Annotated in this window: 19 protein-coding genes and 1 pseudogene; 10 read left to right on the top strand and 10 right to left on the bottom strand. The window is 67.7% G+C overall.

What is annotated here, in order from left to right:
- The first annotated feature begins 215 nt into the window (after positions 1-215).
- Entirely contained in the window at positions 216-2,927 is a 2,712-nt protein-coding gene (gene ppc / locus FJU31_RS02895) for a phosphoenolpyruvate carboxylase (RefSeq protein ID WP_150453398.1), read from the top strand.
- Positions 2,928-3,054: 127 nt separating this feature from the next.
- Here the strand turns inward: ppc and FJU31_RS02890 are convergent, their stop codons facing one another.
- Positions 3,055-3,558, bottom strand: a complete 504-nt coding sequence (locus FJU31_RS02890; RefSeq protein ID WP_150453397.1) for an acyl-CoA thioesterase — start codon at positions 3,556-3,558, stop codon at positions 3,055-3,057.
- Positions 3,559-3,758: 200 nt separating this feature from the next.
- The gene (gene metK, locus FJU31_RS02885) at positions 3,759-4,970 is read right to left on the bottom strand and encodes a methionine adenosyltransferase (protein ID WP_079220656.1); all 1,212 of its coding nucleotides are present in this window, start codon (positions 4,968-4,970) and stop codon (positions 3,759-3,761) included.
- 403 nt (positions 4,971-5,373) lie between these two features.
- Here metK and FJU31_RS02880 point away from each other — a divergent pair, with 403 nt between their 5' ends.
- On the top strand, positions 5,374-6,429 hold the full coding sequence (locus FJU31_RS02880) for a metal-dependent hydrolase (protein ID WP_150453396.1): 1,056 nt from the start codon (positions 5,374-5,376) through the stop codon (positions 6,427-6,429).
- Positions 6,430-6,454: 25 nt separating this feature from the next.
- Here the strand turns inward: FJU31_RS02880 and FJU31_RS02875 are convergent, their stop codons facing one another.
- From FJU31_RS02875 to FJU31_RS02865, 3 genes are all read right to left on the bottom strand, one after another.
- A complete protein-coding gene (locus tag FJU31_RS02875) occupies positions 6,455-7,282 on the bottom strand; it encodes a methyltransferase domain-containing protein (RefSeq protein ID WP_150453395.1) in 828 nt (275 codons plus the stop codon).
- A 109-nt stretch (positions 7,283-7,391) separates the two neighbouring features.
- Positions 7,392-8,387, bottom strand: a complete 996-nt coding sequence (dusB, locus tag FJU31_RS02870) for a tRNA dihydrouridine synthase DusB (protein ID WP_150453467.1) — start codon at positions 8,385-8,387, stop codon at positions 7,392-7,394.
- Positions 8,388-8,546: 159 nt separating this feature from the next.
- Entirely contained in the window at positions 8,547-9,464 is a 918-nt protein-coding gene (locus tag FJU31_RS02865) for a LysR family transcriptional regulator (protein WP_150453394.1), read from the bottom strand.
- A 93-nt stretch (positions 9,465-9,557) separates the two neighbouring features.
- On the opposite strand from FJU31_RS02865, the gene FJU31_RS02860 reads away from it, so the two are divergent.
- The gene (locus FJU31_RS02860; protein WP_150453393.1) at positions 9,558-10,778 is read left to right on the top strand and encodes an MFS transporter; all 1,221 of its coding nucleotides are present in this window, start codon (positions 9,558-9,560) and stop codon (positions 10,776-10,778) included.
- Positions 10,779-10,884: 106 nt separating this feature from the next.
- On the opposite strand, the gene FJU31_RS02855 is transcribed toward FJU31_RS02860, so the two are convergent.
- Both FJU31_RS02855 and FJU31_RS02850 read right to left on the bottom strand, forming a co-directional pair.
- The gene (locus tag FJU31_RS02855) at positions 10,885-11,841 is read right to left on the bottom strand and encodes a ribokinase (protein ID WP_150453392.1); all 957 of its coding nucleotides are present in this window, start codon (positions 11,839-11,841) and stop codon (positions 10,885-10,887) included.
- Between the two features lie 25 nt (positions 11,842-11,866).
- A complete protein-coding gene (locus tag FJU31_RS02850; RefSeq protein WP_150453391.1) occupies positions 11,867-13,165 on the bottom strand; it encodes a NupC/NupG family nucleoside CNT transporter in 1,299 nt (432 codons plus the stop codon).
- A 190-nt stretch (positions 13,166-13,355) separates the two neighbouring features.
- Between FJU31_RS02850 and FJU31_RS02845 the strand changes: the two genes are divergently transcribed.
- The 7 genes from FJU31_RS02845 to FJU31_RS02815 all read left to right on the top strand — a co-directional run bounded on the left by FJU31_RS02845 (position 13,356) and on the right by FJU31_RS02815 (position 19,842).
- Positions 13,356-14,327 carry an aldo/keto reductase gene (locus FJU31_RS02845; RefSeq protein WP_150453390.1) on the top strand — a complete coding sequence of 324 codons (972 nt, stop codon included), beginning with the start codon at positions 13,356-13,358 and terminating at the stop codon, positions 14,325-14,327.
- A gap of 170 nt (positions 14,328-14,497) precedes the next feature.
- On the top strand, positions 14,498-14,692 hold the full coding sequence (hemP, locus tag FJU31_RS02840) for a hemin uptake protein HemP (RefSeq protein ID WP_005412278.1): 195 nt from the start codon (positions 14,498-14,500) through the stop codon (positions 14,690-14,692).
- 149 nt (positions 14,693-14,841) lie between these two features.
- Entirely contained in the window at positions 14,842-17,028 is a 2,187-nt protein-coding gene (locus FJU31_RS02835; protein WP_281290801.1) for a TonB-dependent hemoglobin/transferrin/lactoferrin family receptor, read from the top strand.
- 4 nt (positions 17,029-17,032) lie between these two features.
- A complete protein-coding gene (locus FJU31_RS02830; protein ID WP_150453389.1) occupies positions 17,033-17,635 on the top strand; it encodes a ChuX/HutX family heme-like substrate-binding protein in 603 nt (200 codons plus the stop codon).
- A 72-nt stretch (positions 17,636-17,707) separates the two neighbouring features.
- Positions 17,708-18,634: a DUF6607 family protein gene (locus FJU31_RS02825; RefSeq protein WP_150453388.1), complete on the top strand. Its 927-nt coding sequence runs from the start codon at positions 17,708-17,710 to the stop codon at positions 18,632-18,634.
- A gap of 267 nt (positions 18,635-18,901) precedes the next feature.
- The gene (locus FJU31_RS02820; RefSeq protein WP_150453387.1) at positions 18,902-19,432 is read left to right on the top strand and encodes a hypothetical protein; all 531 of its coding nucleotides are present in this window, start codon (positions 18,902-18,904) and stop codon (positions 19,430-19,432) included.
- Positions 19,426-19,842 (top strand): hypothetical protein, encoded by a 417-nt coding sequence (locus FJU31_RS02815; RefSeq protein ID WP_150453386.1) that lies wholly within the window; start codon positions 19,426-19,428, stop codon positions 19,840-19,842. The genes FJU31_RS02820 and FJU31_RS02815 overlap by 7 nt, the downstream gene beginning before the upstream one ends.
- 23 nt (positions 19,843-19,865) lie before the next feature.
- Here the strand turns inward: FJU31_RS02815 and FJU31_RS02810 are convergent.
- The 3 genes and pseudogenes from FJU31_RS02810 to FJU31_RS02800 all read right to left on the bottom strand — a co-directional run bounded on the left by FJU31_RS02810 (position 19,866) and on the right by FJU31_RS02800 (position 23,447).
- Positions 19,866-20,218, bottom strand: a pseudogene (locus tag FJU31_RS02810) (DMT family protein).
- Between the two features lie 68 nt (positions 20,219-20,286).
- A complete protein-coding gene (locus FJU31_RS02805) occupies positions 20,287-22,803 on the bottom strand; it encodes an ABC transporter permease (protein WP_150453385.1) in 2,517 nt (838 codons plus the stop codon).
- Positions 22,800-23,447, bottom strand: a complete 648-nt coding sequence (locus FJU31_RS02800; protein WP_079220668.1) for an ABC transporter ATP-binding protein — start codon at positions 23,445-23,447, stop codon at positions 22,800-22,802. Before FJU31_RS02800 ends, FJU31_RS02805 begins: the two co-directional genes overlap by 4 nt.
- Between the last annotated feature and the right edge of the window lie 64 nt (positions 23,448-23,511).

The following is a 23,511-nucleotide window of genomic DNA, read 5'->3' as shown; positions in this document are numbered from 1 at the left end:
CTGCAACGGGGGCCGCCCGTGCGGCTTCGCCGCCGCCCGAGCACGGGCTCGGGCGCTACACGGTGTCACGCACCATGACGTTTGTAGAGCCGAGCCCATGCTCGGCTACGTCTGCGGTGGATACGTGCAGATGAAACCATTCCTGCAACGCAGCAGCAGCTTCGAATTGGGATAGGCTTGGCGACGGATCATGCCCCGAGGTTCGTGCGTCGCCGATGAACGAGTACCGCAGCAGCATCGAATTCGCTTCCCCCGATCTTCCGCTTCGCGATGATGTGCGCCGACTGGGCGCACTGGTCGGCGACCTGCTGGTCGAACAGGTGTCCGCCGCGTTCCTCGACGACGTCGAGGACGTGCGCACCCGCGCGATCGCGCGCCGCGAGAACCAGGCACCGCTGTCCGAGCTGGCCGATGGCCTGGCCGGCCGCACGCCGGAGCAGGCCGAAACCATGGTGCGTGCGTTCAGCACGTACTTCCAGGTGGTCAACATCGCCGAGCGCGTGCACCGCATCCGCCGCCGCCGTGATTACCAGCGTGCCGGTACTGCCGCGGCGCAGCCTGATGGCCTGCAGGATGCGCTGCAGCACCTGAAGGCGCAGGGCGTAGGCCTGGACGAGCTGGCGCAGTGGTTGCCGCGCATCGACATCGAACCGGTATTCACCGCGCACCCGACCGAGGCCGTGCGCCGCGCGCTGCTGGAAAAAGAGCAGCTGATGGTGGCCAGCCTGGTGGACAACCTGGATGGCCAGCGCACGCCGGGCGAGGCTGCTGCCGATGCCGCGCGCTTCCGCATGGCGCTCACCGCGTCGTGGCAGACCACCGATTCCTCGCCGGTGCGGCCCACCGTCGATGACGAACGCGAGCACGTCGGCTTCTATCTGGTGCAGGTGCTGTACCGGGTGATTCCGGTACTGTACGAATCGCTGCAGCAGGCGCTGCGCGATACCTACGGCGAGGAGCTGCCGCTGCCGCGCCTGCTGCGCTTCGGCACGTGGGTGGGCGGTGACATGGACGGCAACCCGAACGTGGATGCCGGCACCATCCGCAACACGCTGGATGCACAGCGGCAGGCCGTGCTCGGGCGCTACCAGAAGGAACTGCTGCAGCTGGCCAGCCTGCTCAGCCAGTCCACCGAACGGGTGGGCGTGAGCGAAGCACTGCAGGCGCGCGTGGCGCACTACCAACAGCTGCTGCCGCAAGTGCAGTCGCGCCCGCGGCACGCCGACATGCCGTACCGCCTGCTCAACGACCGCATGCGTGCGCGCCTGCAGGCCGCGCTGGATGATGGTGACGGAGCCTATGCCGGCCCGGATGAACTGATCGACGACCTGCAGCTGATCCTCGACAGCCTGCGTGCCCACCGTGGCGAGCACGCCGGTGGCTTCGCCGTGCAGCGCCTGCTGTGGCGGGTGAAGACCTTCGGCTTCCATCTGGCGCGGCTGGACGTGCGCCAGGAATCGAGCGTGCATGCACGCGCACTCGCTGCGGTGCTGGGTGGCGAAGAGGCCTGGCAGGCGCTGGATGCACTGGGCCGTGCACGCCTGCTCGGCCCGCATGCCAGCGGCGAAGCGGCATTGCCCACCGGCGATGACGAGGGCAACCAGCGCCTGGATGCGGTGTTCGCGGCGCTGGCCGATGCGCGCGCGCGGCATGGCGGCGACGCACTGGGTAGTTACATCATTTCGATGGCGCACGATCGCGGCGACGTGCTGGCGGTGCTGGCGCTGGCGCGGCGCGGTGGCCTGGTCGATGCCGATGGCGGCGTGCCGCTCGACATCGCGCCGCTGTTTGAAACCGTGGACGACCTCAAGCGCGGCACTGCCACCCTGCGTGATCTGCTGGAGGATCCGGTTTACCGCGCGCACCTGCGTGCACGCGACGACGTACAGATGGTGATGTTGGGTTACTCGGACAGCAGCAAGGACGGCGGCATCGCCGCTTCGCGCTGGGGCCTGCAGCGTGCGCAGGTGGAACTGCTGGATGTCGCGGCCGAGGCCGGCATCCGCCTGACCTTCTTCCATGGACGTGGCGGTTCGATCAGCCGTGGCGGTGGCAAGACCACCCACGCGGTGGACGCATCACCACGCGGCAGCATCGATGGCCGCCTGCGGGTGACCGAGCAGGGCGAGGTGATCCACCGCAAGTACGGTATCCGCGCGCTGGCGCTGCGTTCGCTGGAACAGGCCACCGGCGCGGTGCTGCGCGCCAGCCTGCGCCCGCGTGCGCCGGAGCCGCGCGAAGACGGGTGGCGGCCGGTGATGGACGCCGTCTCCGCGGCCAGCAGCGAGGTGTACCGCGCCTTCGTCGGCCAGTCCGGCTTCATGGACTATTTCCGCACGGCCACGCCGATCGACGTGATCGAGCGGATGACCCTGGGCTCGCGGCCGTCGCGCCGGCTGGGCCAGGACGCGGCGCTGGGCAACCTGCGCGCGATTCCGTGGGTATTCGCCTGGAGCCAGGCGCGTGCCGTCATTCCCGGCTGGTACGGCGTGGGCAGTGGCCTGCAGGCGGCGGTGGACGCCGGCCACGAGCAGACGCTGCGTGAGATGGCGCGTCACTGGCCGTTCTTCCGCACCTTCCTCGACGACATCGCGATGGTGCTGTCGAAGGGCGACATCACCATCGCCGAACAGTTCTCGCAGCTGTCCGTCGACCTGCACGGGCGGTTCTTCCCGCAGGTCGAAAAGGAGCTTGCGCTGACCCGGCACTGGCTGCTGGCGCTGATGGGGCAGCAGACGCTGCTGGACCATGATGCGAGGCTGGCGCTGTCGATCCGCCTGCGCAATCCCTATGTGGATCCGATCAGCGTGCTGCAGGTGGATCTGCTGCAGCGCTGGCGGGCCAGCGGGCGCGAGGATGATGACCTGCTGCGCGCGCTGGTGGCCTGCGTCAACGGTGTTTCGCAGGGCGTGCAGAACACCGGCTGAGCCGTATCCGCCGGGCATGGCCCGGCGCTACCCAAGCGGCAATCCACGGTAGCGCCGGGCCATGCCCGGCGAGCGGTAGAGTCGAACCTGCTCGCCTGACGCGGAAAGCAGTCGAGCAAGCTCGACTCTACTCCGGCGACGGCGGGTTCGACGCCAGCAGCTCCAGGTGCCGCTGTTCCATTTCCTGCCGCAGCTGGCGGCGGATCTGCGCAGCGGCCTGGCGGCGCTTCTCGTCCGAGCTGGCCGGCTGCAGCGGCGGCACTGCCGTCGGCCTCCCTTCCTCGTCCACCGCCACCATGGTGAAGAAGCAGCTGTTGGCGTGGCGCACGCTGCGCTTGAGGATGTCCTCGGCCACGACTTTGATGCCGATCTCCATCGACGAGGTGCCGGTGTAGTTCACCGAGGCCAGGAAGGTGACCAGCTCGCCCACCGCGATGGGCTGGCGGAACATCACCTGGTCCACCGACAGGGTGACCACGTAGCTGCCCGCGTAGCGGCTGGCGCAGGCGTAGGCCACCTGGTCGAGCAGGCGCAGGACCGCGCCGCCGTGGACCTTGCCGGAGAAATTGGCCATGTCCGGCGACATCAGCACGGTCATGGACAGCTGGTGGGTTTTCAGTTCGGTCGACATGCGCCGATTGTATCGGCGTGGCGTAGCTCTTGTAGAGCCGAGCCCATGCTCGGCTTTCCTTTGCCTGCGCCAAGAGCAGCCGAGCATGGGCTCGGCTCTACAGACAGCAGAAGGGCCGCTTGCGCGGCCCTTCTCCAGGGTCAGTCGACTAACAGTCGACTCTACCCGCCGGCTCTACCGGTCGGCTCTACCCGCAGGCGTTACTTCAGCTTCGCATCGGCGCGCAAGGCGGCGGCGCGGTCGGTCTTCTCCCAGGAGAAGGCCGTGGCGTTGACGGTCTCGCCTTCGCCGTTGAGGTAGCTGAATTCCTTCGGCTTGCGGCCGAAGTGACCGTAGGCGGCGGTCTGCTGGTACATCGGGTGCACCAGGTCCAGCATCTTGATGATGCCGTACGGGCGCAGGTCGAAGTGCTTGCGGATCAGCTTCTCGATCTTGTCGTCGCTGATCTTGCCGGTGCCGAAGGTGGTGACCGAGATCGAGGTCGGCTCAGCCACGCCGATGGCGTAGGAGACCTGCACTTCGCAACGGTCGGCCAGGCCAGCGGCAACCACGTTCTTGGCGACGTAGCGGGCCGCGTAGGCCGCCGAACGGTCGACCTTGGACGGGTCCTTGCCGGAGAAGGCGCCACCACCGTGACGGGCCCAGCCGCCGTAGGTGTCGACGATGATCTTGCGGCCGGTCAGGCCGCAGTCGCCCACCGGGCCGCCGATCTCGAACTTGCCGGTCGGATTGATGTGGAACTTGGTGCCCTTGTGCAGCCACTTGGCCGGCAGCACCGGCTTGATGATCTCTTCGCGGACGGCCTCGATGAGGTCCTTCTGCTTGATGCCCGGGGCGTGCTGGGTGGACAGGACGACGGCGTCAATGGCCGAGACCACGCCGTTTTCATAGCGCAGCGTGACCTGGCTCTTGGCGTCCGGGCGCAGCCAGGACAGCGGCGAGTTGCGCTTCTTGCGGATCTTGGCCTGCTGCTCGACCAGGCGGTGCGACAGGTGGATCGCGGCCGGCATGAAGCTGTCGGTCTCGTTGGTGGCGTAGCCGAACATCAGGCCCTGGTCGCCAGCGCCCATTTCTTCCGGCTTCTTGCGGTCCACGCCCTGGGCGATGTGCGGCGACTGCTTGCCGATCAGGTTCAGCACGCCGCAGGTGGCGCCGTCGAAGCCGACGTCGGAGCTGTCGTAGCCGATGTCCGTGATGACCTTGCGGGTCAGGGCTTCCAGGTCGATCCAGGCGCTGGTGGTGATTTCACCGGCGACGATGGCAACACCGGTCTTGACCATGGTCTCGCAGGCCACGCGGGCGCGCTGGTCCTGGGTCAGGATCGCGTCCAGCACCGCATCGGAGATCTGGTCGGCAACCTTGTCCGGATGGCCTTCGGAGACCGACTCGGAGGTGAAGAGATAGCTGGACATCAGGCGGTATATCCCTTGATTCGGATGGAAAGATGGGCGCGCATCATACACGGGGTGCGCCGCCTGTGCATTGTGAACCTGTATGGGTTGCCGGTGGTTAAGGTGTTGTGCCGGCCGGGACAAGGCCTGGCGAGGCCTCGGGGCCCATGGTGCGCAGGCAGTGTTCCACTGGCGTGACCATTGGCAGGCGGCCTTCACATCTGCGGCCACATCCACCGCGCGGATCCGACAGCCCGCGTGATGGAGGCGAGGTAGAGTCGACTGTCAGTCGACTACCGCGCGCCGCGCGGGATTTTCGCGGTGTGACCGAAGAGCAGTCGACTGACAGTCGACTCTACCCCGCCACATCCCAGCATTCCGCCGCACGTCGACGTTGCGCGAGCCGTCGCGCTAGCATCAACGCATGGACTCGTTGACCCAGATCGTTCTCGGTGGCGCCGTCGCTGCCGCCATCGCTCCGCCCGGCCACCGCCGTGCGGCCCTGCTGGCCGGTGCCGCACTCGGCACGCTGCCCGACCTCGATGCCCTGTGGCTCGGCTTCGCCGCGGCCGACCCGGTGGCCAACATGGTCGACCACCGCAGCTTCAGCCATTCGCTGCTGGTGCTGCCGTGGGTGGCCGCGCTGATCTGGTGGCTGTTCAAGCGCTTCGGCAACGGCCGCGTGGCGCAGTCACCGCTACGCTGGTTCTGGGCCATCCAGCTGGCCCTGGTCACCCATCCGCTGCTGGATGCGTTCACCGTCTACGGCACACAGCTGTGGTGGCCGCTGCGGCCGCACCCGACAATGGGCTCCAGCGTCTTCATCATCGACCCGGCCTACACCGTGTGGCTGCTGCTGGGCTGCGTGGTGGCCTGGTTCGCGCGCGCACGGCCGTGGGTGGGCAAGGTGCTGGGTGTCTCGCTGCTGGTCAGCACGGCCTACCTGGGCTGGGGCCTGGTGGCCAAGGCGCAGGTCGACCGCGTTGCACAGCAGAGCCTGGCCGCCATGGGCCTGGGCGATGCGCCGCGGTTCTCGGTGCCGATGCCGTTCAACACCCTGCTGTGGCGGGTGGTGGCGATGACGCCCAGTGGCTACGTGGTGGGCGACCGTTCGCTGGTGGCCGACCACGGGCCGATGCGGTTTGAAGGCTACCCGTCCAACGTACAGGCGCTGCGCGAAGCGTCTGCGATTCCTGCCGTGCAGCGGCTGCAGTGGTTCAACCGCGGCTTCATGCGCGCGCAGGTGGTGGACAACCAGCTGGTGCTGAGTGACCTGCGCATGGGCCTGGAGCCGGACTACACCTTCAACTTCGCGGTGGCCGAACAGGTGGACGGGCAGTGGCGGGCGATCGTGCCGCAGCAGCAGCGCATGGATTACAGCAGCCCGGCCGCACGCGCCGATGCCGGGCAGCGGCTGGCGGCGATGTGGCAGCGGATCTGGCAGGTGCCGCCGGCGGCGACCCTGCACATCGACCCGTGAACCCGCGCACCGCGCGGGCGGCACCTCAATACACCGTCGCGCGGCCCTGCACGAACGAATAGAAGAACACCGCGTTCGGGTCGTTCTGCACCAGGCGGAACTCGCGGCGCATGCCTTCCACGGTGTCCTCGTCCACGGCGCCGGCCTGCAGCAGCTGGTCGGCAGCCGACAGCAGCAGTTGCTCCCAGAACGCGATCATCGTCTTGCGGCGTGCTGGTTCGCGGTTGTCCAGGTGGATGGTCTTGATCTCGGTGTGCACGTCGCGGAAGCCACCGGCCAGCAGCAGGTTGCCGAGCTTGGCACCGACGAATGGGTCGCCGCCGTGGTCATGCTGGAAATCGTTGAAGGCCATCCAGTAGCGCCAGATGTGCGGCGAATACGGATCCAGCAGGAACGAGGCATTCATCACTTCGGTGATGTAGACCGGCGAGCCCGGGGCCAGCACGCGGCGCACTTCGCTCAGCACGCGGGCAGGGGAGGGCACGTGTTCCAGCACCCAGCACAGGAAGGCCGAATCGAAGCTGCGGGCCTCGAACGGCAGTTCGCCGGCATCGGCCTGCTGCAGGGTGTAGCGGTCGCTGCACCACGGCGTGCGCGCCAAGTTCTCACGCGCGGTGGCCAGCTGCGCCTCGCTCAGGTCCACGCCGGTGACGTGCAGCTCGGGGAAGCGGCGCAGCAGGATTTCAGTCTGCGCACCGACGCCGCTGCCGACTTCCAGCAGGTGGCGTGCACCGGTGTAGTCGATCTGGCTGAAAATGCTCGATTCCAGCAGGCGCGCCTGGGTCATCAGGCGCTGCTGTTCGGTGCCGGAAAAACCGTGCAGGTAGGTCGGGGAAGAGATCGGCGGCGTCATGGTGTGCTCTTGTAGAGTCGAGCTTGCTCGACTGTTCGGAAAGGCCAGTCGAGCAACCACGCAAATAACGGTACAAGAAGTAGGGGCGGTTTAGGGGCGGCTGGCGCAGTCAGGCGGCGGAGGGCATCGCCGGTTCCCCGGCAATCAGGCGGTCAAAATACTCGGTGGTCAGCGCGATCTGGCTGGCCGGGTCCTCGGCGCGGTTGACCACCGCGCGGAAGGCGGCGTTCTCCGGCCGGTCCTTGGCGTACCAGCCCAGGTGCTTGCGGGCGATGCGCACGCCCTGCGGCTCACCGTAGAACGCGTGCAGCGCATGTAGGTGGCCCAGCAGGATGTCGCGAACTTCCTGCAGCGAGGGCGGCGGCAGTTCCTGGCCGGTGGCCAGGTAGTGCGCCACTTCGCGGAAGATCCACGGCCGGCCCTGTGCGGAACGGCCGATCATCACCGCGTCCACGCCGGTCTGCTGCAGCACATAAGCGGCCTTCTGCGGCGAATCGATATCGCCGTTGGCGATGACCGGGATGCGCAGCGCGGCCTTGATCTCGCCGATGGTGCCGTACTCGGCCTGGCCGGTGTAATGCTGGTCGCGGGTGCGGCCGTGCACGGCCAGCGCGGCGATGCCGCTGTCCTCGGCGATGCGCGCGATCACCGGCCCGTTGCGATGGTCGCAGTCCCAGCCGGTGCGGATCTTCAGGGTGACCGGCACGTCCACCGCGTTGACCACGGCTTCCAGGATGTGCGCCACCAGCAGTTCATCGCGCATCAGCGCCGAGCCGGCCCAGGCGTTGCACACCTTCTTGGCCGGGCAGCCCATGTTGATGTCGATGATCTGCGCGCCGTGGTCGACGTTGTAGCGCGCCGCCTCGGCCAGCTGCTGCGGCTCGGTGCCGGCAATCTGCACGCTGATCGGCGCCGGTTCGCCCTCATGGTCCATGCGGTGAATCGACTTGCGCGTGTTCCAGAAGCGCGGGTCGCTGATGGTCATTTCCGAGGCGGCCAGGCCCGCGCCCAGCCGTTTGCACAGCAGGCGGAAGGGCTTGTCGGTGACGCCGGCCATGGGCGCCAGCACGACGTTGGGGGCAATGGTGTACGGGCCGATCTGCATGCGCCCATTGTAGGGCGCCAGCGGCGGCGAGGCCGTTTCAGGCGCAGCCGGATTAAGGCCGATCGGCATGGACGTCATGCCGTACCGGCATCAGCAGATGCTTGACGGTTGCTTCCCCCCTGCCAAGTGGCGCGCGAAGCTGGGTGGCTGGGCCTTGCATCAGTGCGGCGGATTGATGTCCAAGCCGATGCCAAGGCGGTCCAGGGCTACGTCCACGCGGGGCAGCCGCTGCCTGCCCTGCGGCCACAGCAGTCGCAGCGGCAGCCCGCGGCAGTCGAGTGCCGGCAGGATCGGCACCAGACTGCCGCGGGCCAATGCGTCATCGACCAGCCAGGTAGCCAGCTGTGCGATACCGAAACCGGCCTCGACCGCAGCCACCTGGGCTTCGGCGCTGCCAACGACCAGCCGCGCGCGTGCCTGGAGTGGGGCGCTGCGCTGCGCACCATCGGCCACCTGCCACGGGCCGATGCTGCCATCAGCGCGGCCGAACAGAACCCCGTCATGGCGGGCCAGCTCGGAAGCCGATGCGGGCTGACCATGCTGACCCAGGTATTCCGGGGAAGCACAGAAACGCAGGCATTCGTAACCGAGCAGGCGGCTTCCCAGCGTAGCGGGCAGAGGCTCGGCACCCCCGATGCGCACAGCGAGGTCGACCCCGTCCTCGGCCAGGTCGATGAAGCGGTCACTGAACGTCACCTGTGGATGCAGTTGCGGAAACTCGGCTGCCAGTTGCAGCAGCAGCGGCCAGACCTTGAGCCGACCGAAGGTGGCCGGTGCATCCACCCGCAGGCGGCCAACGGGGGCATCGCTGTGCGACGCCAGCACCGACTCGGCGTCGGCCAGTTCGGCCAGCACCCGCACACAGGTGCGGTAGAACCCCTCGCCGGCGTTCGTGAGGCGCAGGCGGCGGGTGCTGCGTTCGAACAGCCGCGTACCAAGCCGCGCTTCCAGCCGCGCAATGGTTTTTCCCACTGCCGAGCTGGTCAGGTGCAGGTGGTGGGCGGCCGCAGTGAAGCTGCCCGCATCGGCGGTGGCAACGAAGGCCTCGATGCCTCGTAGCCGCTCGGTGGAAAGCATTGGCGAAGGAAATTCCGAAATGGGAGGAAAACATAGCAGTAATCGGAGCCTGCGGAAGCAATAGGCTGACAGGCCCTGTTCCGATGTCCCCGCATGTCTTCTCCCGATCCCGCGATGGCCGCGGCCCGCTACGGCGCCCGTGTTCGCCTTCCAGTTGTGCTGTTGGCGGTGTCCGCCTTCGTGATCGTCACGACCGAATTCCTGATCGTCGGCCTGTTGCCAGCACTGGCGCGTGACCTTGGCATCAGCATTGCCCGAGCCGGGCAACTGGTCACATTGTTTGCGTTTACCGTGATGCTGGCCGGTCCCCCATTGACCGCCCTGCTGTCGCATATCGGTCGCCGCCGCCTGTTCGTAGCGATTCTGCTGGTGTTTGCCGGCTCCAACATGCTGGCTGCGTTGGCCACGCAGTCGTGGCTGCTCACGCTGGCGCGGGTGCTCCCGGCGCTGGCCCTGCCGGTGTTCTGGGGCACGGCCAGCGAGACCGCTGCGCAGCTGGCGCCTGCCGGGCAGGGGGGGCGGGCGGTCGCTCGGGTCTATCTGGGTATCACCGCCGCCATGCTGTTCGGCGTACCTCTGGGTACGTTGGCCGCCAATGCGCTGGGCTGGCGCGGCAGCTTCTGGGTCCTGGCAGCGCTGTCGATGCTGATGGCCGCCGCACTGGCGCTGTGGATGCCAGACACCGAGGCTGCGCCGCGACGTTCGCTGGGCGAACAGGCACGCGTGCTACGCCAACCGCAGCTGCTGGGCCATGTACTGGTGTCGGTGCTCGTGTTCACCGCGATGTTTACCGGGTACACCTACCTGGCCGATGTGCTCGAGCGGCTGATGCAGGTGCCGTCGGCACAGGTGGGCTGGTGGCTGATGGGTTTCGGCGCTCTCGGCCTGCTCGGTAATGCGCTGGGCGGCCGCTGGGTCGATCGTGCGCCGCTGGGCGCAACGCTGGTATTCACTGCGGTGCTGGCACTGGGCGTGCTGGCGGGTGTCGGGCTGGCCGCCCACGGCTGGGAAGTGTTCATCGCGCTTGCCTTGTGGGGCGTCGCGCATACCGCGCTGTTCCCGCTGTGCCAGGTGCGGGTGATGCGTGCGGCGCCCCAGGCGCAGGCGCTGGCAGGCACCTTGAATGTCTCGGCGGCCAACGCTGGTATCGGCCTGGGCGCGCTGCTGGGAGGCGGTGCTATTGAACGCTTCGGCCTGGCTTCGCTGGGCGTGGTCGCCGCGGGCGTGGCGGTGCTTGCGATCGCGGCGGGGCTGCTGCTGGGACGGCTTGCCCGCTCTGGTGCGCTCACAGCTGGCGTGGTCCAGCCAGACTAATCTGCTGCCGTGGTGCCTGCAGTCGACCCAGGCCACGCGTGAAAGCGAAGCAAAAAAAGCCCGGGCATCTGCATGCCCGGGCTTTTCATCCACGCATGGCGTGGATCTACACGTCGGCCGGGCTGAAGCGCGGCATCGCCGCAGCGGCGCCTTCCTTCTCGGTGGAACGGCCGGCGAACTGGTTGGCGAAGCGCACGTGACGGGCGAATGGCGCGTCCGGCACCTGGGCGATCGAGGCCGCCAGCGCACCGTTGAAGGCATCGCCGGCACCGGTGGTGTCGATGGCCTGCACCTGTTCGGCGCCCACGCGGTAGTACGGCTGGGTGTCGCCACGCAGGTTCTCGTCGGCGTGCGAAACGAACACGCCCACCGCACCCAGGGTCACCACCACGGTGCCGTTGCCGACCAGCTTGCGGCACAGGGCGTGCAGGCTGGCGCCATCCAGCGCGGCCACGTCGTCGGCATCCACGCGCTCACCCACATGGCGGCCGAGCAGCGACGCAAACTCGGTCTCGTTCGGGGTCAGCACATCGGCCAGCTTCAGCAGGCCGATGCTGGACGGGGCGTCGGCCGGTGCGGCGTTGAGCACGGTGGTGACACCGGCTTCGCGCGCCGCAGCCAGCGCGGCTTCAATCGTCTGCACCGGCGATTCCAGCTGCACCAGCACCACCCTGGCGCCGGCCAGCAGCGCCTGCTGCTGTTCCAGGAACGTGGTGCTCAGCGCGGCGTTGGCGCCGGGGCCGATCACGATGGTGTTGCGGCCACGGGCATCGACGTAGATGCCGGCGGTGCCGGTCGGCTCGCTGCTGGCCTCGGCGATCAGCGCGAAGCCATCCTGCGCGGCCAGGTCACGCGCCGTGGCGCCACCGGCGTCATCGCCGAGCGCGCACACGAACGTGGTGTCGGCGCCGGCCCGGCAGGCAGCCACCGCCTGGTTGAAGCCCTTGCCACCCGGGCCGGTGCTGTAGCGGCCGGCAATGGTCGCGCCCGGCGCCGGCAGCGCTTCGCACCGCCACACGTGATCGACATTGAAGGAACCGACGACAACGACACTGCTGCTCATAGGGGATTTCTTCTCAAACAAGGGTTCAACTGAAGTGCGTCAGCACGCCGGCGATGGTCGCCGTCATGAAGGTGGCGATGGTACCGCCCAGCACCGCGCGCAGGCCGAACTTGGCCAGGTCGTGGCGACGTTCCGGGGCCAGGCCGCCGATGCCGCCGATCTGGATGGCGATCGAGCTGAAGTTGGCGAAGCCGCACAGGGCGTAGGTCGCGATCAGGCGGCCTTCGTCGGACAGCGACACGCCGGCGATCTGGCCGTTCACGATCTGCGACAGCTCGGTATAGGCCACGAACTCGTTGATGACGACCTTCTGGCCGATCAGCGAGCCGACGGTGGTGGCATCGGCCCACGGGGTACCGATGACCCAGGCGATCGGGGCCAGCACGTAACCGAAGATGGTCGACAGGTTGGTCGGCTTGCCGATCGCGGCAGCCAGGCCGGTGACATCACCGATCCAGGTCAGCGGGGCGTTCAGCAGGGCGATCAGGGCGATGAAGGCCAGCAGCATCGCACCGATGTTCAGCGCCAGCTTCAGGCCGTCGCCGGCGCCGGCCGCGGCCGCGTCGATGATGTTGCTGGAGGTCTTCTCGACTTCCATCTTCACCGTGCCGCGGGTCAGCGGGGTGCCGGTTTCCGGGATCAGCAGCTTGGCCACGACCAGGGTGGCCGGGGCCGCCATGATGCTGGCCGCCAGCAGATGCTTGGCGTAGAAGGCCTGCTGCGCCGGGTCACCGCCGCCGAGCATGCCCACGTAGGCCGCCAGCACGCCGCCGGCGATGTGCGCCATGCCGCCGATCATCATGGTCAGCAGCTCGGACTGGGTCATCTTGGCGATGTACGGGCGCACGGTCAGCGGCGCCTCGGTCTGGCCGATGAAGACGCTGGCGCAGACGCTGGTGGTTTCCGCGCCGGACACGCGCATCACCTTGGTGATCGACCACGCCATCACGCGGACGATGGCCTGCATGACGTTCAGGTGGTACATCACGCCCATCAGCGCCGAGAAGAAGATGATGGTCGGCAGCACCTGGAAGGCGAAGATGAAGCCGTAGTTCTGGGTATCCATCAACGAGCCGAAGATGAAGCCCGAGCCCTCGTTGACGAAGCTGAGGATCTTGACGAAGCCCTTGCCCAGGGCATCGAACACGTCACGCCCGCCCGGTACCAGGATCACCAGCGCCGCGAAGGCGATCTGCAGGGTGATGCCGGTGATGACCAGCTTCCAGTCCACCGCGCGCTTGTTGTTGGAAAACAGCCAGGTGATGCCGATCAGCACCGCCAACCCGAAAAGGCCGAAGCCGATCCTGCCCAAACCTTCGACCATGAGAGCTCCCCCGGGGGCGCGCGAAAAACGGGAAGCCTAGTGCAGGGCCGGGGCTGGGGCAAGGAAAAGCGGCGTGCGCGGGCCCATCGGCACCGATCAGGCCAGCAACGGCAAGGGCTTGCCGCCAACGGAGGCGGGTAGAATGGGGCTCGATCCCGGCCCGTATGCGGGCCTGCAACAGGAGAATCGCATGCTCTACCGTCGCCTTGGGTCCACCGGCCTGCCGGTGTCCGCCCTGTCCTTCGGCGCCTGGGTGACCTTTGGCGACCAGGTGCCGCGTGACGAGGCCCGCAACCTGGTGGCCGCCGCCTGGGATCACGGCATCAACTTCTTCGACAACGCCGAGGGCTATGCCAACGGCCGCGCGGAGCAGGTGATGGGCGATGTGATCGCCGACCTGCGCCTGCCGCGCGACGGCTACTGCGTGTCCAGCAAGGTGTTCTTCGGCAGCGCCAAGGACCCGCGCCCGACCCAGCGTGGCCTGTCGCGCAAGCATGTGACCGACGCCTGCCATGCCGCGCTCAAGCGCCTGCGGGTGGACTACCTCGACCTTTATTACTGCCATCGCCCGGATCCGGACGCGCCGATCGCCGAGACCGTGCATGCCATGGACACCCTGGTCCGGCAGGGCAAGGTGCTGTACTGGGGTACCTCGGAATGGTCGGCCACGCAGATCGAGGAGGCGGTGGACATCGCCGCGCGCCACAACTGGCAGGCGCCGTCGATGGAACAGCCGCAGTACAACCTGCTGCACCGCGAGCGGGTGGAAGTGGAATACGCCCCGCTGTACGCCAGCGCCGGGCTGGGCACCACCATCTTCTCACCGCTGGCCTCGGGCCTGCTCAGCGGCAAGTACGACCAAAGCATTCCGGCCGATGCCCGGCTGGGCCGCGAGGGCATGGGCTGGCTGCAGGACCTGGTGCTGGGCCAGAACGCCGCCGTGCGCCTGGCCCAGGTACGCCGCTTCAGCGAGGTTGCCGCCGAGCTCGGCCATGCCCCGGCCAGCCTGGCCATCGCCTGGTGCCTGCGCAACCCGAATGTCTCCAGCGTGATCCTCGGCGCCAGCCGGGTCAGCCAGCTGCTGCAGAACCTGCAGGCGCTGGACGTGCTGCAGCAGGTGGACGATGCCGGCTGGGCGCAGGTGGAAGCGGCCTTCGCCTGACAGCGCTCTGCAGGGTCGAGCCAAGCTCGATCCTGCCTCTCGCTATTGATGGAATCTATCGAATCTGCGAATTCGATCATAAATCCCATCAATGGAATTGAGAATGGTTGTTGATTGTCAACTGAGAATCATTATCATCTAAACCGTCCCTCGCACGAGTCCAGATGCTCATGAATGCTCAACCTGTACTGCTGCGCCCCGAAACGCTGACCCTGCGCGACCGCCCGGTGCGTGTCGTTCCGCCGGAAGAAGTCATCGACAGCGAAGCCCTGCTGAAGGGCCGCCGCGAAATTCTGATCCAGCACGGCGACCGCTTCTACCGGCTGCGCCACACCAGCAACGACAAGCTGATCCTGACCAAGTAACGCGGTCTGGTCGCCCGCCTCCCTCCCTCCTGCCGGCAGCGCTGGCAGGGTGGGCGACCCGTCCGCTCCCGCTCTCTCCCCCTCGGCTGTCCGTGCACGCCTGGCGTGCCGGTGGCCGGGGGCTCCCTCTGCCTGACCGACCGACACCGATGACCCGTCCGACCACGCTGTCCCTTGCCCTCTGGATGGCCCTGCCGCTGTCCGCCCACGCTGCCGCCGACGCCGCGCCCGATGCGCGCGAATTCGATCGCGTGCAGGTCACCGCCACCCGCACCGAACGCGCGGTGAGCGATGTGGCTGCCACCGTCGATGTGATCGACCGCGAGCAGATGGACCGGCAGCTGGTGCAGGACATCAAGGACCTGATCCGCTACGAACCGGGCCTGTCGGTAGGCCGCAGTGCCGCCCGCTTCGGCCTGGGCAGCATCCGCATCCGTGGCCTGGATGGCAACCGCGTGCGCATCCAGACCGATGGCATCGCCATGCCGACCAGCTTCAACATCGGCTCGTTCTCCAACGCCAACCGCAACTTCACCGATCTGGACACGCTCAAGCGCGTGGAGATCGTGCGCGGTCCGGCCAGTTCGCTGTACGGCTCGGACGCCCTGGGTGGCGTGGTCGCCTTCGTCACCAAGGACCCGGCCGACTACCTCAAGGACGGCAAGGACAGCTACGTCGGCCTGAAGTTCGGCTACGACGGTGAGTGGCAGGGCCTGCTGGGCGGCGTCACCAGCGCCTTTGGTGGCGAGCACTGGAGCGGCATGGTCAACATCAACCACCGCCAGGGCCAGGAAACCGACAACCAGGGCGATATCCGCAGCCGCGACAACACCCGTACCGCGGCCAACCCGCAGGACCGCGACGGCCGCAGCGGCCTGGCCAAGCTGGTGTACGCGCCCAGCGAAGACCAGCGCTTCCGCCTGACCGTGGAAGGCAACGAAGACAACACCGACACCGACGTGTTCTCGTCGGTGGACCGCACCACCACCACCGGCATGAAGGCGCGCGACACGCAGAACCGCACCCGCGTGTCCTTCGCCCATGAAATGGATGCGCTGGACATGGGTTTCGCCGACAGCCTGCACTGGCAGCTGTACACCCAGCACAGCGAAACCACCCAGATCACCGACGAAGACCGCGCCAACCGCAGCCGTCGCCACCGCGAATTCAACTTCGAACAGCGCGTGTGGGGCCTGCAGGCGCAGTTCAACAAGGCCTTCAGCACCGGCAGCGTCGAACACGCGCTGACCTACGGCTTCGATGGCGCGCGCACCGAGATCCGCCAGAAGCGCGACGGCTACCAGGTGCTGGCCAATGGCCAGACCAGCACCACCATTCTGCCCGACGCCTTCCCGGTGCGTGACTTCCCGATCAGCAAGACCACCGAGCTGGGCCTGTATGCGCAGGACGAAATGCGCCTGGCTGACGGTAAGCTGTCGCTGGTGCCGGGCGTGCGCGTGGACCGCTACGAACTGAAGCCGGAAGTAGACAGCATCTTTGCCGAGGACAACCCCGGCGTGGCAGTGTCCAAGCTGAGCAAGACCAGCGTGTCGCCCAAGTTCGGCCTGGTGTACCGCTTCACCGATGCGTGGTCGCTGTTTGCAGGCTACTCGCGCGGCTTCCGCTCGCCGCCGTACAACGACGTCAACCTGGGCTTCACCAACTTCGCCTTTGGTTACACCGCCATTCCCAATCCGGACCTGAAGCCGGAAACCAGCGATGGCGCCGAGCTGGGCCTGCGCTTCCTGTCGCCGGCGGCCTACGTCAGCATCAGCGGCTACTCCAACGACTACAAGGACTTCATCGAATCGCAGTCGCTGGTCGGCACCAACGCCCAAGGCCTGATGGTGTTCCAGTCGCGCAACATCGCCGATGCGCGCATCTATGGTGCCGAACTGAAGGCTGGCGTCGACTTCGGCCAGATCAGCCCGGCGCTGCAGGGCTGGGCCCTGCGCAGTGCGGTGGCCTGGTCGCGCGGTGACAACAAGACCGAAGACACCCCGCTGGCTTCGGTCGACCCGCTGCGCGGCACCGTCGGCCTGATGTACGACACCGATACCTGGGGTGTAGAGCTGGCCGGCACCTTCGTCAAGCGCAAGGACCGCCTCGCCTCGGCCACCGTCTACCGCCCCGCCGGCTACGGCGTGGCCGACCTGATGGCGCACTGGAACTTCGCGCCGGGCGCCACCTTCAACGTCGGCGTGTTCAACCTTGCCGACAAGCGTTACATCGACTGGTCCAACGTGGGCGCGACCCTGTCGGCCACCAGTACCGTGCTGGACCGCTATACCAGCCCCGGCCGCGCCCTGTCGGCCAGCCTTGCCGTGTCCTGGTGATCCCATGAGCCGAGCCCTGTCCGCCCGTCGTCTGTCGTCCTTCCTGCCGCACCCCGCGCTGCAGGCCTGGCCCACGCCGGCGCAGCTGGCAGGGCTGGGCACCGTGCTCTGCCTGTACCACGCCGACAGCAGCGAGCTGGGCGGCTGGCGCCAGGCGGTCTCGGTGCACGCGTGCCAGGGCGTTGACAGCGAAGGGCTGCGCGAAAGCCTATGCTTCGTCGACGCCCGCGGCCGCTGCGTGTGGCGCCTGTACCTGCTGCCGGACAGCGATTTCCTGGCCTGGGACCGGTTGGTGGCCGCACTGCCGCCCGGCCCCGAACACGATGCCGATGGCAGCGTGGGCGAACGTCTGTGGCGGCGCCTGGCCGGCCACCTGGGCGGGCAGCGTTGGCGCCTGTGCGCGCTGCGCCTGCATGCCGCCGACGAAGGCCGCACCCTGGCCGCCAGCCTGTCCACGTTGTCGTCGCTGGGGGCGGCCACCGCGCGCCGCATCGCCCGCCTGGAAGGCGCCGAAGGCGAACTGTCCATCGATGACTGCTGCTGTGCCGATGCCGCCCGCCGGCCGGCACCGCGGGCGCCGGGCGAACTGCCCCTGGTCCGGCTCTGACCTGATCCTCATGGAGCGACCCCGGCCACGGACGGCCTTCCACCGACCCTGAAACCCGCGAAGGAACCCCAGATGAAGTTGCAGACAGCCAGCGTGATGCTGCTGCTCGCCGCAAGCGGTGCAGCCAGCGCGCAGCCCTCCGATATCGCCCGTGACCACGACAGCATCCTTGCCATGCAGGGTGAGTACACCGTGGATTTCGCCTTTGACGAGACTGTGCTGCTGAAGCCGGGTTACGAGCGCGCGCCGGCCATGCGCAGCGGCGGCAACGAAGTGGTGATCGTGGTGGAGGACAGCCCGAAGCGCATCGTCCTGCAGCACCTGCTGGTGGACGGCAAGAGCGGCCATGTGACCAAGCACTGGCGCCAGGACTGGGTGTATGAAGCGCCCAACCGCTTCGAGTTCAGCGCCGACCAGACCTGGCAGGTACGCACGATCGACGCGGCCACCAACAAGGGCGCCTGGACCCAGTGCGTCTACGAAGTGAGCGACGCACCGCGCTACTGCGGCACCGGTACCTGGAGCTACGCCAACAACGTGCCGACCTGGACCAGCGACCTGAGCTGGCGCCCGCTACCGCGCCGTGAGTACACCAAGCGCAGCGACTACAACGCGCTGGCCGTGATCAACCGCCACACGCTCACCCCGAACGGCTGGACCCACGAGCAGTTCAACACCAAGGTGCAGCGCAACGCCGACGGCAGCCAGGTGGAGATCGCCCGCGAGTTCGGTTTCAACGACTACATCAAGACCACCGAGGTCGACTTCACCCCGGCCCGCGATTACTGGAAGGCCACGGCCGGCTACTGGGCCAAGGTGCGCCAGCGCTGGGACGGCTTCCTGACCCAGGCCCCGGGCGTGCACCTGAAGACCAAGCTGGACGGCATGGCGATGATCATTCCGCTGTTCACCCAGGCCGAAGAGATCCAGGCCGGCAAGAAGGTGAAGGACACGCAGATCGACGAAGTGTTCGCCAAGTACGTGGAAAAGGCCCGGTAACGCCGGGCCGCGACCGAATCCACGCATGGCGTGGATGCGCTTGTTCCTTGAACATTGGAAACGCCGTCGTCTGCTCTTGGTAGGTGCCGAGCTTGCTCGGCACGCTTTCCGCGGTGACCGGATGCGGCGTCCGTGTATGCCGCAGGGTGGATTGGGGTTGTGCACGCAAAAATATGACGCATTTAGCGTCATTTTGTCTGAGGCCACTTCCCAGAGCCGCGCATGCGCTAGGGTGGCCGCCAACGTCGCCATTGAACACCGCCGTCGATGAAGCTTTCCGCCTTATGCAGCCAGATGTTGTCCGGCGAAGCCTGTGACGACATCGACAGCTTCTTTCTCGACATCGACGACTTCGAGGAAGTACCCATTGTTTCGCGCACGCAGAGGATCAACGGGCTGCTCAAGCGTCTCGGGCCTCGATGGACATCTGCGTATCTGCTCAGCCTCTGTATGCATGTGCTGGCGACCGTTCGTATCGCCGGAAGCGCTCGCGACCCCGCTGGCACGAAGATGTTTCTGGCATTGAGCTTTACCGATTTCGAGCTGCAGGCGGAAGAGGGCGTTCTGCTCCCCAACGTTCTCTACTATCCGGGTTCGGAGGGGATCGCGTTTGGAAACAGGTGCCGGGAAAAATGCGGCAGGAATACCTCAACGGAAATCGACGCAGTGCGCTCCTTGTTCGAAGATGCTGGTCTGCTCGCAGGCTTCCGCTTCTGCGAAAGCCGCACCGATGGCCCTCCGGGTTACGAAGTGATTCGTGTCTATGCGATTCCAACGCATGCAAATGAGGCGTGCTGATGGTCGTGCCAGAACGCCTGATGTTCGAAACCTATCTGTCAGATCCGCAGATCTATGATCGTCTCGAACAGCATTTCCGCGACACCTTCGCGAGCGGAATCCGAGCGGCCGGCCTGCATGCTGGAGACTTTCGCAGCCCGCACTACAACACCTTCTTCGTCGATGGCACCAAGGATCGCGATGCCAACCCGATCTTCTCCGCCAAGTACCTGCCCAGCGGCAACATCGTCCGTATCGTCATTTTCGATAGCTCGCCTGAATACAGCGAAGTCCATAAGCGGGTGGGGGACAACGACGAAAAGGACGAGCTCTGCGTGTTCATAACGCTTCTGGGCATGCAACGCGCGATGTGCACGACCGTGGCCTGGGCGCAGCAACAGGCGTCCATCACCCCGGCCAGTCGTCAGTAGATCCACGCCGTGCGTGGATGCCGTTATTCCTTGAACATCAAAAACGCCGCCACTACGATCAACCCGAACGCGGCGTAGTGGTTCCACTTCAGCGGTTGACCCAGGTAGAACGCGGAAAACACCGCGAACACCAGCAGCGTGATCACTTCCTGCATGCCTTTCAGCTGCGGCGCCGAATACACCGCGCTGCCCAGCCGGTTGCCCGGCACCTGCAGGCAGTACTCGAAGAAGGCGATGCCCCGCTGACCATGATGACCATCATCAGCGGCGCACTCTTGTACTTCAGGTGGCCGTACCAGGCGAAGGTCATGAAGATGTTGCTGCCAAGCAGCAGCAACACCGGGTACAGGTAAGCAGCGAACGACGTGCCGGGCATCCGGGCGATCTCATGGGGTGGGGCGCGCAGCACACGGCCGGCCCCACCCGTCACGTGTAACGGCCGCCTCAGGCCTCGCGCAGGGCCAGCGCCGGCGGCGTGTGCAGGATCGCACGCGTGCCCCACCAGCCGGCCAGCAGGCTCAGGCCGATGCCCACCAGCCCGCCCAGCAGCAGGCCCGGCCACGGCGGCAGCAGCGGCAGCTCGAACACCTTCTGCGATACCGCCACGCCGATGCCGGCCGCCGCACCCACGGCCAGCAGCGCGGCCAGCGCCCCCAGTGCACCGAACTCCACCAGCACCGCACCGCGCAGCTGGCGCCGGGTGGCCCCCAGCGTGCGCAGCACCGCGCTGTCGTAGCGGCGCTCGCCGGCGGTGGCCTGCAGTGCGGCCAGCAGCACCAGCACGCCGGCCAGCAGGCTGAACACCATCACCAGCTGCACCGCCTGCGCGACGCGGTTCATCACCTCGCGCACCTGCGAGATCACCGCATCGACATCCAGCAGCGACAGGTTCGGCTGTTCGCGCACCAGCGCACCCAGACCCGCGGCCTTCCCGGCCGGCAGATGGAAAGCCGACAGCAGGTTGTGCGGCGTATCGCCCACCGCGTTGGGGTTGAGCAGCACGAAGAAGTTCGGGCGGAAGGTGTTCCAGTCTGCCTTGCGCACGCTGGTGACGGTGAACTCGCGTTCCTGCTCGCCCACGGCAATGGTGATGCGGTCGCCCAGGTGCGCACCGTAGCGCTTGGCCCAGGCGGTTTCCACCGAGGCCTCCGGCGCGGTGCTGTCGGCCTTCCAGAACGTGCCTTCAAGCAGCGTGTTGGCCGGCGGGAAGGTGCTGCGCCAGCTGAAGTTCAACGGCCGGTTTTCGTCATCGTCGTCGCGCTGGCCTTCGCCCTGCGGCGGCTGGCCGTTCTGCTCCGGCGTGCGGTCCACGCGTAGCGGCGGCTTGCCGTTGATCGCGATCAGGCGGCCGGTGGCCATCGGTTCGACGCTGGCGTCGGCCGCCCCCAGCCCCTGCAACGCCGCCAGTACGCTGTCGCGCTGCTCGGGCTGGATGTTGATCAGGAAGTAGTTGGGCGTGTTCTCCGGCAGGCGCTCGCGCCACTGCTGCAGCAGGCCGGGGCCGGTCACCGCCAGCAGCAGCAGCGCGCACAGCGACAGCGACAGGCCCACCAACTGCATCACCGCCAGCATCCGCCGCCGGGTCAGCGCGGCCAGGCCCAGCCGCCAGTTGCCATGCAGGCGGTGCTGCAGGCCGCGCAGCAGCTGCAGCAGGCCGAAGCCGACCACGCCAGCGGCCAGCGCCAGCGCAGCCAGGCCGCCCAGCACCCACAGCGCCAGCTTCAGGTCACCGGTGACCTGCACCGCCAGCACCAGGCTGGCCGCCAGCGCCGCCACGTAGGCCAGCAGCGAGGCCGGCGGCAGGGCGGCGAAGGAACGGTTGAGCACGCGCATCGGCGGCACCCCGCGCAGGCGCAGCAGCGGCGGCAGGCCGAAGCCGAACAACAGCAGCAGGCCGATGCCCGCACCGGTCAGTGCCGGGGTGGCCTCGGGCAGCGGCAGGCGCTGCGGCACCAGGCTGCCCAGCACCTGCACCAGGCCTTCCTGCGCGGCCATGCCCAGGCCGATACCCAGCACGCAGGCCGGCGCCGCCAGCATCAGCAGCTGCAGCGCCAGGCCAGTGAGGATGTCGCGCTGGCGTGCGCCGATGCAGCGCAGGATCGCCACCTGGTCAATGCGGCGCAACGCGAAGCGGTTGGCCGCCAGCGCGGTGGCTACGCCGGCCAGCAGCACCGCCAGCAGCGCGCTCAGGCCGAGGAAGCGGCCGGCCAGATCAAACGCCTGGCGCACGCCGCGCTGCGTGTCGTCCACGCTCAGCAGGCGCATGCCCTTCACCTGCGGCAGCAGCCATTGCCGGTACGCGGCCACCTGGTCCGGCGCACCGGCCACCATCAGCCGGTAGTTGATGCGGCTGCCCGGCCCGAGCAGGCCGGTGCCATCGACGTCGGCGCGGTTGACCAGCAGGGTGGGGGAGAGCGTCAACAGGTCGCCACCGCTGTCCGGCTCGGCCTCGATGATGCCGGCCACGCGCAGCGTGCCGGCACCGAACTCGAGCGCATCACCGACCTTCAGGCCCAGCGCCTGCAGCAGGCGCGGGTCGGCATAGGTCTGGCCCTGCGGCGGCATGCCGGCATCGGCGATCAACGCGCCGCCCGGCGTGGCCCGCACCCGCAGCGTGCCGCGCAGCGGGTAGCCGGCCTGCACCGCCTTGATGCTGGCCATCTGGCTGGCATCACCGTTGAACAGCACGCTGCCGAAGCCGGCGATGCGGGTGTAGGCCAACCCGCGCCGCTGCGCCTCTTCGGCGAAGGCCGCAGGCGGATCGCTGCGCCCGGCCACGCCGAGGTCGCCGCCCAGCATCTCGGCCGCGCTGCCGGTCAGGGCCAGGTTGACCCGGTTCACCAGCGTGCCGACGGCGGTCATCACCGCCACGCCAAGTACCAGCGCGGCGAACACGGTCAGCAGGTCACCGGCCAGGGCTTCGCGGCGCAGCGCGCGCCAAGCGTGCCGCAGCAGGTTCATGCCTGCGCCCCGTATTCGACCGCCTGCAGGCGACCGTTGTCGATGCGGTGGATGTACTGGCAGCGCTGGGCCAGGCGCAGGTCGTGGGTGACCAGCACCAGGGTGGTGCCGCTGCCAGCGTTGAGCTCGAACAGCAGGTCGCTGATGTGCTGGCCGGTGGCCTGGTCCAGCGAACCGGTGGGTTCATCGGCGAACAGGATGCGCGGGCGGGTGACGAAGGCGCGGGCCAGGGCGACGCGCTGCTGCTCGCCGCCGGACAGCTGCCGCGGGTAGTGGCGGGCGCGGTGCGAGAGGCCGACCTGGGCCAGTACCTCATCGACCCGCGCGCGGTCCTCGCGGCCGGCCAGTTCCAGCGGCAGTGCGACGTTTTCGGCCGCCGTCAGCGCCGGCAGCAGGTGGAAGCTCTGGAACACGAAGCCCACTTCGCGCGCACGCAGCTGCGCCCGGGCTTCCTCGTCCAGCGCGCCCAGCGATTGCCCGGCCAGGGTGATGCCGCCGCGGCTGGGCAGATCCAGCCCGGCCAGCAGGCCGAGCAGGGTGGTCTTGCCCGAACCGGAGGCCCCGACAATCGCCACGCTGGTGCCTTCATGTACCGTGAGGGTGATGTTGTCCAGTATGTGGACTTCACCCTCCGGGCCATGCACGGATTTGCCGACCTGGTCGACGGCGATGGCGACGGGCGCGCTGCGGGGGGACAGGCTGTCGATG

The organism is Stenotrophomonas cyclobalanopsidis (genome assembly GCF_008710035.1).
Classification (GTDB): domain Bacteria; phylum Pseudomonadota; class Gammaproteobacteria; order Xanthomonadales; family Xanthomonadaceae; genus Stenotrophomonas; species Stenotrophomonas cyclobalanopsidis.
Note: the sequence above shows the minus strand (reverse complement) of the source record. Positions and strands in the feature narration are given on the sequence as shown.